Below are 15,287 nucleotides of genomic sequence, written 5' to 3'. Positions count from 1 at the left end.
TTATGAGCGTTTTATCCTTTGTAAGATAGCGATGAAAGTTCCGATGACCATAACTATACAGCCCGTCCATAATATGTTAATGTATGGAAAGATGATCGCTTCCATTACAATAAAATCAGGTTTGTTGGTTCGTCTTTCGGCCAGCGATATATCAATTTTCCCTGTTTCAGGAGTGATCTTCCAGAAATTGATTTTTACACCAAGCTCAGGCACTTCCGCTTCTACAGGTTGGATCCGGTTATGATCGATAACATAAATTGGTCTGGCTGAATATGTTTTTTTATCTATATCCATTAATTTCAACAGCGCCTCCACAGCCAGCGATGAATCGCTGATACTATATTTCTTTTTGTCAACATTCGTGTTAAAACCTTCCAGTATGATCAAACTGTTTGATGATGAAATTGTGTCGCCGACGGCTATGGTAAAACTTTTTGAGGTGCCGTATTCGTTTCCATCCTGCTTTTTCTCCTCAAGAGTTTCAAGGTCAGCATAAGTTACGTGTGTGTAAATATCCTTGTGTAAAAAATGACGCGTATCCGGCTCGGCAACATTACCCATGCGAGGATTTGTTTGAACTACTGGTTTTAACGTAAAGTCGTATTTTAATTTGCCATCGGGCTGCTTCTTATAGTATTCTATCTCAAAATAAATATTTACACCTTGTTTTAATTTGCCTTTATAAGTAACAAAGTAATCACCCATTTGGAGTGTGTCGCCAACCTGTAATAGAATATTTTTACTGTTGGTGAGCTGTTTGTCGAGTGTTTCAATATTTTGAGGTTGAGATAAGCGCTCCCATTAATATTAAACCAAAGCCGATATGGGCAATAGAAGCTCCGGCATTTTTAATTTTACCACTGAGTATAACTAACCAGTAATGGGCATTGGCCCAAACACAAAAAATGGATGACCACAGCAGCAAAACATAAAAAAACTGATCAAGCCTCATTACAAGTGCAATTGTGGCGCATAATAGTATCGAACCAATAAACGGGAAGATCAGTTTTTTAACAACTGTTTTAATCTCCGTGTCCTTGTATTTTAAAAATTGTCCGGTTGCGATCAGCAGAGTAATGATTATTGCAAAAGGTATCTGCCAGGAATTGTAAAAACTTATTGCATTGGTTGGCGGTGCAATCTTTAGATTAAATAATTTATTCCACACCGGCATGGAAGTGTTGAACATGATGTGGAATGAGGAAATCAACAGCACAAGCGCGCCAAGGAACATCCAGAATTCACGACTCCAGACCGCTTCCTCTTCATTTGCTTTTTGAAAATGCTTTCTGTTTACAATAAGCAGAACAATGGCTAAACCCATAAAAAAGAACAGGTAAAGCAGGAGTTGTCCTGACATGCCAAGATCAGTAAAGGCATGAACGGAAGTTTCGCCTAATATTCCGCTGCGTGTAAGGAAAGTGGAATAGAGTATGAGGATAAAAGTTATAAGCGTTAAAAAGAAAGAGGTAAAAAGTGACTGACCTTTGTGTTTGTGGATAAGCATTACGTGCGCGGAACCGACCAGTGTTAGCCAAGGGACAAGCGAAGCGTTCTCAACCGGGTCCCAGGCCCAGAAGCCGCCAAAGCTAAGCGCTTCGTATGCCCATGCACCTCCCATAAGTATTCCGGTACCAAGGATCGCGATACAAATAAAGGTCCAGGGTAAAGCCGGTTTCTGCCATTCATCAAATTTCTTTTTCCATAAACCGGCGATGGCGTATGCAAAGGGCACAAGTGTCAAAGCAAAGCCGAGGAAGAGAGTGGGAGGGTGGATCGTCATCCAATAATTCTGCAGCAATGGATTAAGGCCTCGTCCATCCAGTTTATCCAGGTAATTCGGGTTTTGGAACAAGGGAATATTGCCAAAGTCGGGATGCTCGCGAAGCAAAACGGTAAAGGGATTGCTGCCAATCTTATATTCAAAAATATATATGCCCAACAGCATTGAGCCGAGGAACATCTGTACCGTTGCGACTGTAGCCATTACCGGAGCTTCCCAATCTTTGGCTGTTTTGATCAGTATATTCCCGATCACTACATGCCAGAAGGACCAGAGTAAAAAACTTCCTTCCTGTCCTTCCCAAAAGCAGGAAAGTATATAGCGCATCCGCATTTCGGTGTTGGAATGATGCCATACGTATTCGTATTCAAACAAATGATTCCGCAGCATATAAAACAATGTGCCTACGATGCCAATAACAGCAAGCGAGTGAATACGGAAAGAAAGTCGGGCCAGTTTTTTCCAGGATGCAGCCGAAGAGATTTCTTTGGAAGCATTGAAATAAGCGATAGCTGAGAAAAGGGCGGAAACAAATGCGAGGATCACAAATACGTTACCTGCCTGTCCCGGGAATAATCGCTCACCTGTGTATTGGATGCCCATTTTAGTTGTCAGTTGTCAGTTGTCAGTTGTCAGTTGTCAGTTGTTAGTTGTTGTTGGTTGTTTGAAGTGATTTTTAGTCTAACAACCGACAACTAGCAACCATTAACTATTTGCTCACGCCTTCCTCCGGTTTCCCATCATTATATTTTGACGGGCATTTCATTAGTATATCATTTGCATGAAATTCGTCACCTTCGCATTTGCCGATGATTACGATCTGTTCGGAGCGTTCAAAATCCTGGGGTTTGCTTTTATGCAGTATCACTTTTTTCTCGATACCATTATTGTCCTTCATGTAAAAGGTGAAGAGGTTGGCATCAGATTCAGGGTTATAGATGGTTTCTTTTTCCTTATTTAACTTACCAACTACATGGTATTCAGAGCCAGGATGCGCGGTTGCTTCAGAGAAGTCGGCATAAGTGCTGGAACTGGATAGCGATGCAAGTATTGTTCCTATCGCGACGGCAATAATAATAATTCCGATGATGTGTATCTTTTTCATTCCACTTTTAATTTTGTCATTCTGAACGAAGTGAACCTGTCTCGCCGTCATGCAGGGAATCCGGTTGTGCGTTAGTTTCCTTTTCTAATTTTGAAATTTTTCTGTCAATGCTGATTAAATAAATAATTATACCAATAAAAATCAATACAAGTACTGCAACCACAACATAAATTTTTCCGCTTGAACGCAGGGCATCCGCCATTTCAATATTGTTTTGTTCCTGGGCAAGGGCATTAAGACCCATCAAAACAGCCACCGGCATAAATACCTTTTTCATTTATTGATTAAAATTTGTTGAATATTTTTTATTCTTATCCGAAGACTCATGATCCAAACGGCAAGCAGTGTCCATCCTACAATGGCAGGATAAAACACTACCCGAAGAGAAGTATCAAGATCGTATGAATTAAAGCCAGGGTTGCCGCCTTTGCCCGGATGAAGCGAATCGACCCCGGTAAACTTGGGGATGATGCCGATGAACACAACCATCATAACGTACGCGAAAATATTGTAGACGGCAGAAATGCGTGCCCGCTTTTGTTCATCATCAATTGAATTTCGGAGCAATACATAAGCAAGGTAAGCCAGCATTGTTACAGCAGCTCCGTTTAACTGCGGATCGTTGGTCCACCAGGCACCCCATGTATAGCGGGCCCATAAGGAACCTGTTACCAGTCCGAGTGTACCGAGTAAAACAGATACATTGGCTGCTTCAACTGCTATAATATCATTTTTAATATCGGATCTTCCCAGATAGAGAATGCTGTAACAAAGTGAAACGGTTAAAATTATCATCATACCAAACCACATGGTAACATGGAAGTAAAGGTTACGGATCGTTTCATGCAAGATCGCTAAATGTGGAACAGGACCTAAAAAGCCCCACACAATTGTGAAGAGAAGGAGAAGTATAGATAATATTTTCCACCAGTTTTTCATATTAAGGTTTAAGGGTTTCAGGTTTCAGGTTGGCATGAGTGGTTTAACCTGAAACTTGAAACCTTTTTTAACTAAATTAATCCTTCCAAAGGTACGGAAATAACATATAGGAAAGTGCCACTACAATAAGGTCTAACAGGGTAAGTACCAGCAGGTAAGAGTAGGTTACCGAAAATGCAAGTCCATCGACTGCGTCCTTGGAAACTTTCATTAGGGTAATAAGTAAAGGCACCATTATGGGGAAGCTTAACACAGCCATTAAACTGAAGTTGTTGTTTGTTTTAGCGGCAATAGCTGATACAAGAGTAAGAATAGATGAGATACCAAAACTGCCTAATGTAAGGCTTGTCAGAAACAAGATCTGATTCTGGACAATGTTTCCGATGAACAAGGAGTAAAACGTATAACATATAAGTGATATGCAAAGCAGCAATAACGCGTTGTAAATAATTTTTGAAAGAATAACAGCTTGTGGACTCGCAAGCGTGTAATAATAAAGCTGCAGTCCGCGGCTATCCTGCATAAAGCTTTTTGATACGGCATTCACCGATGCAAACAGCATAATGATCCAGAACAAGGCGTTCCAGGCAGGAGGGTCAACAATTTGTTTGAATGAAAGGTAGCTTATAAATACAGTTGAAATAACATACAACAGTATTCCGTTCAACGCGTACTTATGGCGGAATTCGAGTTTTATTTCTTTTGCCAGCAGGGCTTTTAGCTCTCGTATAAACATTTTCAATTCAAAGATACTGTTTTTGTCAGCTGCCGGCCAGCTAACATTTATTTTGCGGACAGTCTCGCTTTCTCTTTCACCACTTCCATAAAAGGGCGATTTTGTATTTTACTATCTAGCCAGGAAATGAAATCAAAGTACTCCAGGGCCTTTGCTTCAAAAGGATCTTTGGTGATCTCCTGAAGTTCCATTTTTAAGTCTTTAAAAAAATTAATGAGTTCTTTTCGTGAATTTGATCCGGGTAATTTGTTCCGGATAAAACGCAGAAGCACATCTTCTGTCTTATATAATCGCTTCCTTTTCAATAAAAAAAGATATGTAGAACGAACTATATAGGTTAAAAGGTCGTCTTGTTCAAGTTCATAATGAATAATCAGGTTTAATATTTTTGCAATAACATAATCACCTTCTCTGCAATTTCCGGGTAATTCATTTAGTATATTGTTATTCCAAATACGAGCCTGATAATAATTGCCGGTGTATAAGTATAAGCCCGACAGATTGACAAACAGCGCTGTTTTGTATACCACCCTCGCATTATGGGTTTGCATAAAAAAAATTGCATCTTGTGCCATGCGCTCTCCGGCGTCAAACGCCTTTACTAATAAATATCCAAATAAAAGATTACTGTATGCGATTGTAATGTTATCTGTAAGTATATTTTTTTCTTCCTGGCCCAATTTCCAGTTTTGAATGAGCAATAATTTATTTAAAATGTCCTCTGCCCTGTTCAATTCTTTATTCGCACATAATATGGCCACAAAATTATTCAGCACGCTCATGTATTTCGCGACATGCTCCATTAGAAGTTCCGGCCGGGATTCCATGTTTTTCAATAATGTTTCCAGGTGATCTCGTCCCTTCTTAAATTCATTTAATTTTTCGTAATACACATTATAAATTGTGTGATAATAATAATTTGATTCAAAATCAGTCGGCTCATTGGTACTAATCATCAATGGATGCTTTATTATTTTTATCCATTCTGTTTTTATCATTTTATCCCTGATATCCCCATGTTTTAATAGTTTATGAACGGAATAGATCAGGGATTTGTATGTTCTGACTGATGCTATTTGTACTGAAATTTGCTCTTGTTCAATGAGCAGGGCTGTGTCTTTCTGCAGATTTAATCCCAAGCCCCATTCTTTATTCAGTACCTGTAATCGTGCTTCCTGTTTTTCAAATTGCCCTGTCAGCTTTTTTGTTTTTTTTATTATGTTATTTCTTAACGTTTTCAATCCTTTATTGTGACAAATTTCTATATCTGCAAAATAATCCCTTATTTTTCCTTCAATTGATTTTCCGGAATAATGAAATCGTAAAGCCTTCAGGATCAGTGCCAATAGATAGTTTTTTATTTTAGGCAAAGGAGTTAATATATTTTTGTCTTTCAGTTTTTGACCTATAATTCGTTCATCGTAATTATGAGTCGAATCAATCATTTCAAAAAGGTGGAGGTATTTTTTGTCCCCGGTTGAATAATAATTTATATAAAGTGTAAGGCTTTTTTTCTCACTTGGAGTAAGCGATTTGATCAAGTCAAACAAAGTTTCCTTTGAATTATTAAATTTCATGATTGTAATATTTAAACATTAAAATATGCTTAAATCAATCAAATATAGGCATTTATATATTATATTTATGATTAATGATTGTAATAATACTACAAGTCTTGTTTGTATTGGCGATAAAATCGCTCTAATTTTAAGAATCAATACAGATTGTCATTGTGTAATCTCAATATTTGTAATTACACAGTAAATATTAAAGATAAAAATGGGTGTAGCGTAAATGTTAACCTGACCGCGCCATGAGTAAAGCAAAAAAGATATCCATATTTAATGTATTTATGCTCTTGATGGGATATTGCTACGCTCAACATCCCAGTGCTGACGTTTTGCTTTCAAAACAAAAAACACCAGCCTTCATCGAAAACAAAGGACAAATGACGGATGTTAATGGTAATACCGTTCCTGATGTTCTGTTTAAAACAAGTTTACAAGGATTGGATATATATATCACAGAAAAGGGTCTTACCTATGTATTTGTACAGGGAAATGAAAGTAAGACCAATAATGATATGAAGGATGGGGGGAATTTTGTTACAGAAATGGCTGCGGAGGATAATAAGACCTTTGCAATGGCTCAGTTTCACATGCGACTGGTTAAAGCAAAAATCAACAAGAACAATATTGTTAAACAAGGAGAGAGCAGGGAACATTTCAACTTTTTTTACCATCATTGTCCAAATGGTATTTATGATGTAAGGCTATATGAGAAGTTAACAGTGAAAGATGTGTATCCGGGTATTGACTGGGTATTATACACTACGGGTATGAAAGGAGTAAAATATGATTTCATCGTAAACCCCGGAGCCGATCCATCGGCTATTCGGATGTTATATGAAAGCGAGGAGCCGCTTTCAATTGATAATGGAGGAAATATTCATGTTACAACACCTTTAGGCATCTTAACCGAAAATGCTCCATATACTTATTACCGTGCAAGCAGTGTTCCTATTGAAAGCCATTTCCGCAGTAAACAAATAAGTAAACACAATGTTGAGGTTTCATTTCAATTGGGTGGCTTGCAAAAAATTACTTCTTTCGATAGTAACACCGAAACAATTGTAATCGATCCTCAGCTTACCTGGTGTACATTATATGCCGGCAATGGTTGGGACGGAATAAGATCTTTGGATGTTGATGCAGCAGGCAATTTGTTTGCAGCGTTATACACTTATTCAACCGGGATCCCTGTTCCAGGAGCCTTTCAGGCCGTCAACGGAGGGAATTACGATGCCGGTATTCTTAAGTTTGACAATAATGGGGTGTTGCTATGGGGTACCTATTACGGCGGAAGCAATAATGATTTTGGAGTTTCCATAAGAATAGATTCCAATCAGGACGTCTATCTCACCGGTGGTACAAACTCCGCTAATTTTCCCGTTTTTGATGCCGGCACTTATTTTGATAATTCAATTGGTGGGGTAAGTGATTGCTTTATACTGAAGTTCAGTAATACCGGTGGCCGTTTATGGGCCACCTATTACGGGGGGAGCGGGGTTGACGAAGGCCGCTGTATAAAATCTGATGCTTTAAATAATATTTATATTGCCGGAAAAACGACTTCTGCGGATATTTCTGTACAGAACTCCGGAACATTTTTTGATGGGACGCTCAATGGAGCCAGTGACGCGTTTCTTTTGAAGTTTAATAATGTTGGCACCCGTTTATGGGCAACTTATTATGGCGGCAGCGCTGTTGAGGAAGGAAATGCTTTAACAATCAACAGTAATAATGACTTATACGTTACAGGTAACACTACTTCACCTGATTTTCCGATTCAAACCAACGGTGCCGCATATTCGGATGGAAGTTATGGAGGAGGAACCGCTCCAACTGCGTTCTTTCCGATTGAAACCGGGGATATTTTTATACTAAAATTCGATAATGCAGGAAATCGTTTGTGGTCAACGTTTTATGGCGGAAGCAAAGGTGAGTCAGGAATGGGAATCGCTTCTGATATTTTTGGTAACATTTTCATTAGCGGAATTACTTATTCAACTGATTTTCCATTACTTAATTCCGGCAATTATTTTGATAATTTGATCGGTGGTTTAAGAGATGGTTTTATATTGAAATTTGATCTGAATGGTATCAGGCAGTGGGCTACCTACTTTGGCGGCAATAACGAGGATACACAAACTAATGATTATGACCGGATAGAAACTGACTTGTGTGGAAATGTATATATTTCATTTAATACGCGTACATCATATAATTCCCCGCCTTCCGGAATAGATGTATATAACCCTTCCTGTGGCTCCTACTTTAAGGGGACGCAGACATATGCGGGCTTAAGTATTTCAGACGATATAGTAATAACTAAATTCACTAACCAGGGTAAACTATTATGGTGTAGTTACTTTGGAGGTAATGGTGATAACGATTTTCGCGGAGCTTTGGCTATCGATAATAAATCCAATATTTTTCTTGCGGGAGAGTTTCCTCACTATGGCAGCGCTACTTACAATATATCTACTCTCCCTTTAATAAATCCCGGAGGAGGTGTGTTCTTTCAAAATCTTCCGGGGGCAGGTTTGGACGACGATGCTTTTATTGCAAAATTTATTCCGGTTGTTCCTGTTATTACTAAATCACAGGCCAATAACACCACCTGCACCCCATGTAGCGGCAGTGCAACAATTAACTTAACCTGTAGTGAACCAAATTATAATTACACCTGGAGTAATGGCAGCACTACTTTAAACAGCACAAACACAACAAACACCATTTCCGGTTTATGTCCGGGTAGCTATACTGTAACAGTTGCCAGTAGCTGTAATCAAATACAAACGGCAACTTTTGTTATAACAGGTACTATATGCGGAGGTATTACCGCCAACGTAAATTCAGCATCAATATGCAGCGGTGTAACTCCCTGTCCCACCTTAACAGCAACAGGAGCAGGTGGTACAGCCCCTTATACTTATTTGTGGAGTACAGCCGCAACAACAGCGGGTATTAACCCCTGTCCGGCCAGTACAACCAATTACACCGTAACAATTACCGACAATGCAGGATTGACAGCCACTTCAGTAGCTGTTGTAACCGTTAATCCCATGGTTAGTGTAACCGTAATTCCAACCAACATAAGCTGCAGCGGTACTTCGACAGGCTCGGCAACCGCAAGCCCTGGCGGTGGAAGCACACCTTATGTATATGTATGGAGTAACGGGGTTTCAGGTTCAACAGTTTCTGGTTTGGTTTCAGGAATTTATACTGTTACAGTAACCGATTCAAAAGGTTGTGTTGCGACTTCTACCGCCGGAATAATTTCACCGCCGACTTTAACTGGGCAAGTGTCAAAAGGCACCGCCAACTGTGCAGGCTGTGGTTGCAAAGAATGGATACTCATAAATGCAACAGGGGGAACGAGCCCTTATTCATATACCTGGCCGGATGGATATATTAACAGGTATAAGAACCAACTTTGCCCCGGCAATTACATTATAAATATTAAAGACAAAAACGGTTGCAGTGTGAATGTCAGTCTTAGTGCACCTTGAGTAGATGTTCAACCTGTACTAAAGCTTCGGTTGATAAATAGTTGTCAGGCGGAGTGTTCCTTGCAAGAAGATCAAGTGTTGAACCAACAACCGTCAACTCCTAACCAACTTTTGCCTTTTCCTTTACCACAAGAGCAAAAGGCCGTCGCTCAATTTTACTCTCCAACCAGCTGATAAAATCAAAATAATCCAGTGCCGTTTTCTCAAACGGGTATTTGGTGATCTTTTCCAATTGATCCTTCAGTTCGATAAAGGCTTTTCGGAGTTCCTCGTGTGTGTTTAATTTGATGATCTTTTTACGGATAAAGGTTAAGATCGCGTCTTCAAATTTGTAAAGCCGGTCACGTTTCAATAAAAACCGGTAAACAGACCTGATCGAAAATTCCAATTGATCCTGTTCTCCCATTTCATAATAAATGATCAGCAAGAATATCCGGAAAAAGCATTCAATGTCTTTTCTTTGATTTGTGAATATAGTATTGATGATCCTTTTTGAATAGATACTCGCTTTCTGAAACTCGCCCATGCCAAAATATATATTGGCAATTTTGAAAAAAACTTCGGATTCCCTTTTGTATTTTATAACAATACCTTCGAAATATTCCCTATCAATTGAATTCAACAGGGCTTTTCCTTTTTCAAAATCCCCCATCTTGTAATGCAAAAATAATTCCTTGTCGATCGTCATCAGCGTGGCCATTTCTTTGTCGCCCTGCGCAATAACGGGAACGCTTTTTATTTTTTTTACTGTTTGCAATGCCTCACTAAAGCGGTTCAGGCTCACCTGGGAGTTAAAGTGATTGGCCAGACAAATGATATAATTCGATTTGTTGTCACCGATATGGTAAGGATTTTCTTCGATCAGTTCAACCACGCGTTTCGTATGAAGAATGATTTTTTTGAAATTATGTGTTATACTACAAATGGCAACATGAATGGAATGAAATTTTATTTTAGAAATAAAGCTGGTGGCACTTCTTTCATCAGACAATAGAGGATGTGAAGCAAGTTTGTTAAGTTGCTTTAAGTAATCGGGGTTTCTCATTAAGCCTTCTTTTTTAAAGATGTTAAATACCCTTCCTTCAATTTCAGAATATTCCCTGTAGTTTTTATATTCTTCTATCGTATTGAACTCTGTGTTAAATAAATTTACAATATAATTTTCGCCCACATTCAAATACGATTGGATTGCTGTGAGCCGGAATTCCCAATGTGATAATTCCAGTAGGATGAGGTAACTTTCTCGTTTTTGGGCGAGTTCTTTAGCGTTTGAAATTAATTTTCTGCATTGTTCAAATAGGCCCTTTTTATAGAGTATGCCAATTTGCAGTACTTTATGCTTTAATATGGAATCAACAGAATCAGCTGCGTATTGCATCTCCAGCGATTGAAGGATAAGCGATGTTAAATAGTTTTTATACCTGTGTAATTGCCGTGAGAATTTTTCTTTCGCGAAAAGCTTCAGCAATTTATCTTCATTGTATTCCTTCTGTTTATCGATCGCTTCAAATAGTTTTAAATACGTTTTGCTGCCGGTATAGCGGGCGGCATAAAGTTTAAAACCTCTTTTTTCGGCCTTGCTTAACGATTTGATCAGCCTGAATAGTTCGTCGGATGGCTTCATTGAAAATGTACGATAAAGTTGATTTAATTACTAATATTATCTATATATGACATGAAATTAAGTTAAATTATTCATATTTTGAAATTGTACATTAATTGTACATTTGGGTTTGATTTGAGTGGGTGGATGTATTATCTTTCAACAAGTAAAGTCAGATAATGAAGCCAGTATACTCATATACGACTGTTTGGTTAATGTTAAGCATTAATTGTTTCTCCGCTGAAAAGAAAAGTCATGATCCGGATTTGACTTATAAAGCCGAAGAATTGATTTCTCAGCACGGACAATTGCACTTCCTTGAAAACAAGGGACAGATGGTGAATACAGACAACATTCCTCTGCCATTTGTTTTGTTCAAAACATCGGGTTTGGGCATGGATGTTTATATAACTGAAAACGGATTAACTTATGTGTTTGTAAAAGCGGAAGAAGAGCAAAGCTCTTCGATTAAGCCTTTTCTGAGCAAAGCCGAAGGGCTCTGTGTGACACAAGAAAGAATGAATGGCGGGCATGAGGAAGAAAACATAAAAATCGAAATGGCATGGGTAAATATGCATTTGAAAGATGGCAGCATAAAAAAAGAAAATATTATTAAAGAAGGTGAAAGCGCAGAGCATTTCAATTATTTCTATCCACATTGCCCTGATGGAATTTACGACGTAAAACAATATGAAAAAATAACAATCCAAGATGTATATCCCGGTATTGACTGGGTGTTTTACAACAGCAGTAAAACCGGCATGAAATACGATTTTATAGTGCATCCCGGAGCCGACCCTGCACAAATAAAACTGATTTATGAAAGTGAGAACCCCTTAACAATTGACAGAAGTGGTAATATAAATATTCCAACCCCATTGGGTACACTCACCGAAAATGCTCCATACTCATACGTAAAGGAAACTAAAGCGAAAGTAAAGAGCTATTTCAAGAAAACCATAATTGACAAACACAATGTCGAAATTTCTTTCCAACTTGAAACTTTAAACTCAAAATACAAAACTTTAATAATAGACCCGCAACTTGTTTGGGCCACTTATTATTCCGGTGATCGCACTGATGGGTTCACATCTGCGGCTACCGATGCCAACGGCAATCTGTTTATAACCGGATATTCTGGTAGCACCAATTTTCCGGTTCAGAGCAGCATTGGCTCTTATTATCAGGGGAGTACAACATCCAGCGAGGATGTAATTATTCTGAAATTTAACAACATGGGTGTACGGCTTTGGGCGACTTTTTACGGCGGAAGCGGAAACATGAATGATCTTGCATGTTTCATCACCACAGATGTTGCCGGGAATGTGTGGGTAACGGGGCAAACCGTCAATCCTAATTTTCCGGTTCAGAGCAGCTTTGGTGCTTATAATCAGCTGGGCCACGGTGGTGGAACGAAAGACGCGTTCATTCTGAAATTTAATAACTCAGGAACAAGGCTGTGGGCAACTTTTTATGGGGGATTTGGCGTTGACGAAGGATATAGCATCACTACAGATGCTGTCGGTAATATATTTGTAACGGGATATACAGCTAGCCCAAATTTTCCCGTTCAGAGCAATGTTGGCAGTTATAATCAGGTGGTTCCTGGTGATGCTTTAAGGGATGCCTTCATTTTGAAATTTAACAATGCGGGCGGGTTGCTTTGGGCAACATGGTATGGTGGGAGTGACCTGGACGAGGGACGTTCTGTTACTACCGATGTTTGGGGTAATGTGTTTGTGACAGGATATACCAGTAGCACCAATTTCCTGGTTCAAAACGGTGGTGCCGGCACTTATAATCAGTTGGGCTACGGTGGTGGAAATCGTGATGCATTTATTCTGAAATTTAATAACACAGGGACATTGCTGTGGGCAACTTTTTATGGAGGAAAGGGCCTTGACGAAGGAAATTGCATCGCTACAGATGCTGCCGGAAATGTATTTGTAACCGGAATGACCGGTAGTGCCAATTTCCCGGTTCAGAGTAGTATTGGTGCTTATAACCAGTTTTACGCTGGCAATTCTGACGCGTTCATTCTGAAATTTAATAACGCGGGGCAGCGACAATGGGCGACTTTTTATGGGGGAAGTAAATTCGAGACGTTTTCTCAGGTATATATGGATACTGATAATCTGGCTATTGACCTGTGCGGGAATGTGTATGTAGCGATTCAAACTTTTTCCACCAATTTTACCTTTCAAAATTTCTGCCCTGCCAATTATTTTGACAATACATTAGGTGGGCTCTATGATGTGTTAATCACCTGTTTTTCCAATTCCGGAACACTGTTGTGGAATTCTTACATGGGAGGTGCTGGAGGTGACCATCGACAGGGGCTGGCGGTGGATGGCAATAATAATTTGTTCATGGCAGGGGAATGGGTTGGTGGCGTTGGCTATCCTGTTGTTAACCCTGGAGGAGGGGCTTATTATAATCCTAATCCAGGCCAATCGGATGATGGGTGCATTGTAAAGTTCATACCTTCACCGGTAACATTAACAACACAATCCACTAATAACACATCCGGATGTTCCTGCAACGCAACGGCAACAGCAAGCTTAACTTGTGGTTTGCCTTTGTATAATTACACCTGGAGCAATGGTAACCAAACGCTGAACAGCAACAGCAATACAAACACGATTAGTAATTTATGTCCAGGCACATATACTGTAACCGCTACAAGTACATGTTTCTCTGTATTAACAGCTTCAGTTATCATAACGGGTACAACGGGTGGATTATCAACTTCCGTCAGCCAAAATAATATAAATTGTAATGGAAAAAGTACCGGTACGGCTACTGTGAATGCAAACGGAGGAACGGGTCCTTATACTTATTTATGGTCTCCGGTCAGTCAAACATCTTCAACCGCAACGGGTTTGGCTGCAGGGACTTATTCAGCTTCGATCACTGATGCGAGCGGATGTACTTCCACACAAATTGTGACCATTACTCAACCTCCCGCAATTGTTTTGGGGTTTTCCACTCAGTGGTCATGTACCGTTAATTCCGGAACATCTACAATAAATGTTGCAAATGGAAGCTCGCCTTATACTTATTTATGGAGTACGGGCCAAACGGCACAAACAGTTACAGGTTTGGCACAAGGAAGCTATAATGCTACGGTAACCGATTCGAAAGGTTGCACACAAACACAAGCGGTAAGCATTGCCAAGCCTCCACCGATGACATTGGTTGCAAGTTCTGTTGCTACCACATGTGGTAATACAAATGGCCGCGCAAATGTAGCAGTCAATGGAAATTCAGGTTTAGTAACATATAGCTGGGCCCCTGGAGGACAGACCGGTGCAACTATTGTAAATCTTGCAGCAGGAACCTATACAGTTTTAGTTAGTGATTATTACGGCTGCTCTCAGACTGCAACTGCTGTGGTACCTTCTTCACCGGGTAACAATGCATCTTTTGTTCAGTCACCGACTGGAACAGTTTGCATAGGTACAATGGTGAGTTTTACAAATACAGGTACTCCTCCCGGGGCCGGAATAACATATAACTGGGTTATATCTCCCATAACACCTGCAAATGTAAGCGGTACCACTACAAATTTCTCCTATACTTTTTTAACGGCTGGTACCTACAATATTCAACATACTGTTGCAGGTAATGGGTGTAATACTATTGTTAACAGTACGGTAACTGTAATAAATTGTTCTACAGGCCCCTCTGTAACTGCTACCGGCAGTTCGGTATGCCCTGGTACTTGTGCTACTGTAAACTCAAGTGGTGCAGGTGGAACAACTCCCTATACGTATGCATGGAGTAATGGTGCGACAACACAAAATATCAGTCCATGCCCTGTATCAACAACAACTTATACGGTTACAATAAGAGATGCGGGAGGGAATACATCCACTTCAACCGCGGTTGTAACAATTTATCCTCCTGTTACTGTAACAACAACTGCAACAAATATAACGTGTAGCGGTGCTTCGACAGGCTCAGCAACCGCAACAGGAGTCGGAGGAAATCCGGGTTATACATTCGCATGGAGCAATGGAGGTACAACATCTCAGATCTCAAATC

General features: G+C 39.7%; 10 protein-coding genes. 2 read left to right on the top strand and 8 right to left on the bottom strand.

Features of this window, described 5'->3' with window-relative positions:
* The 7 genes from HYU69_00755 to HYU69_00725 form a co-directional block, all read right to left on the bottom strand.
* Positions 1-705, bottom strand: a complete 705-nt coding sequence (locus HYU69_00755; protein ID MBI2268866.1) for a hypothetical protein — start codon at positions 703-705, stop codon at positions 1-3.
* Positions 706-769: 64 nt separating this feature from the next.
* Positions 770-2,386: a cytochrome c biogenesis protein CcsA gene (gene ccsA / locus HYU69_00750; GenBank protein MBI2268865.1), complete on the bottom strand. Its 1,617-nt coding sequence runs from the start codon at positions 2,384-2,386 to the stop codon at positions 770-772.
* A 106-nt stretch (positions 2,387-2,492) separates the two neighbouring features.
* On the bottom strand, positions 2,493-2,888 hold the full coding sequence (locus HYU69_00745; protein ID MBI2268864.1) for a cytochrome c maturation protein CcmE: 396 nt from the start codon (positions 2,886-2,888) through the stop codon (positions 2,493-2,495).
* A gap of 16 nt (positions 2,889-2,904) precedes the next feature.
* The gene (locus HYU69_00740; GenBank protein ID MBI2268863.1) at positions 2,905-3,165 is read right to left on the bottom strand and encodes a CcmD family protein; all 261 of its coding nucleotides are present in this window, start codon (positions 3,163-3,165) and stop codon (positions 2,905-2,907) included.
* The gene (gene ccsA / locus HYU69_00735; protein ID MBI2268862.1) at positions 3,162-3,827 is read right to left on the bottom strand and encodes a cytochrome c biogenesis protein CcsA; all 666 of its coding nucleotides are present in this window, start codon (positions 3,825-3,827) and stop codon (positions 3,162-3,164) included. Before ccsA (HYU69_00735) ends, HYU69_00740 begins: the two co-directional genes overlap by 4 nt.
* 76 nt (positions 3,828-3,903) lie before the next feature.
* Positions 3,904-4,563, bottom strand: a complete 660-nt coding sequence (locus HYU69_00730; protein MBI2268861.1) for a heme exporter protein CcmB — start codon at positions 4,561-4,563, stop codon at positions 3,904-3,906.
* Positions 4,564-4,610: 47 nt separating this feature from the next.
* Positions 4,611-6,140: a hypothetical protein gene (locus tag HYU69_00725; protein MBI2268860.1), complete on the bottom strand. Its 1,530-nt coding sequence runs from the start codon at positions 6,138-6,140 to the stop codon at positions 4,611-4,613.
* 236 nt (positions 6,141-6,376) lie between these two features.
* Here HYU69_00725 and HYU69_00720 point away from each other — a divergent pair, with 236 nt between their 5' ends.
* Positions 6,377-9,637 (top strand): SBBP repeat-containing protein, encoded by a 3,261-nt coding sequence (locus HYU69_00720; protein ID MBI2268859.1) that lies wholly within the window; start codon positions 6,377-6,379, stop codon positions 9,635-9,637.
* Between the two features lie 100 nt (positions 9,638-9,737).
* Here the strand turns inward: HYU69_00720 and HYU69_00715 are convergent, their stop codons facing one another.
* The gene (locus tag HYU69_00715; GenBank protein ID MBI2268858.1) at positions 9,738-11,261 is read right to left on the bottom strand and encodes a hypothetical protein; all 1,524 of its coding nucleotides are present in this window, start codon (positions 11,259-11,261) and stop codon (positions 9,738-9,740) included.
* Between the two features lie 158 nt (positions 11,262-11,419).
* Between HYU69_00715 and HYU69_00710 the strand changes: the two genes are divergently transcribed.
* Positions 11,420-15,287 (top strand): SBBP repeat-containing protein (locus HYU69_00710; protein MBI2268857.1); only part of this gene is annotated, 3,868 nt, incomplete at its 3' end.

It is taken from the genome of Bacteroidota bacterium (assembly GCA_016183775.1).
Taxonomy (GTDB): domain Bacteria; phylum Bacteroidota; class Bacteroidia; order JABDFU01; family JABDFU01; genus JABDFU01.
The sequence above is the reverse complement of the archived record's forward strand: the minus strand, read 5'-3'. Positions and strand labels throughout refer to the sequence as shown.

Excerpts from the sequence above, each read along its gene's own strand:
- HYU69_00755 (MBI2268866.1), bottom strand. The coding sequence starts at position 705 with ATGGGTGATTACTTTGTTACTTATAAAGGCAAATTAAAACAAGGTGTA.
- ccsA (MBI2268865.1), bottom strand. The coding sequence starts at position 2,386 with ATGGGCATCCAATACACAGGTGAGCGATTATTCCCGGGACAGGCAGGT.
- HYU69_00745 (MBI2268864.1), bottom strand. The coding sequence starts at position 2,888 with ATGAAAAAGATACACATCATCGGAATTATTATTATTGCCGTCGCGATA.
- HYU69_00740 (MBI2268863.1), bottom strand. The coding sequence starts at position 3,165 with ATGAAAAAGGTATTTATGCCGGTGGCTGTTTTGATGGGTCTTAATGCC.
- ccsA (MBI2268862.1), bottom strand. The coding sequence starts at position 3,827 with ATGAAAAACTGGTGGAAAATATTATCTATACTTCTCCTTCTCTTCACA.
- HYU69_00730 (MBI2268861.1), bottom strand. The coding sequence starts at position 4,563 with ATGTTTATACGAGAGCTAAAAGCCCTGCTGGCAAAAGAAATAAAACTC.
- HYU69_00725 (MBI2268860.1), bottom strand. The coding sequence starts at position 6,140 with ATGAAATTTAATAATTCAAAGGAAACTTTGTTTGACTTGATCAAATCG.
- HYU69_00720 (MBI2268859.1), top strand. The coding sequence starts at position 6,377 with ATGAGTAAAGCAAAAAAGATATCCATATTTAATGTATTTATGCTCTTG.
- HYU69_00715 (MBI2268858.1), bottom strand. The coding sequence starts at position 11,261 with ATGAAGCCATCCGACGAACTATTCAGGCTGATCAAATCGTTAAGCAAG.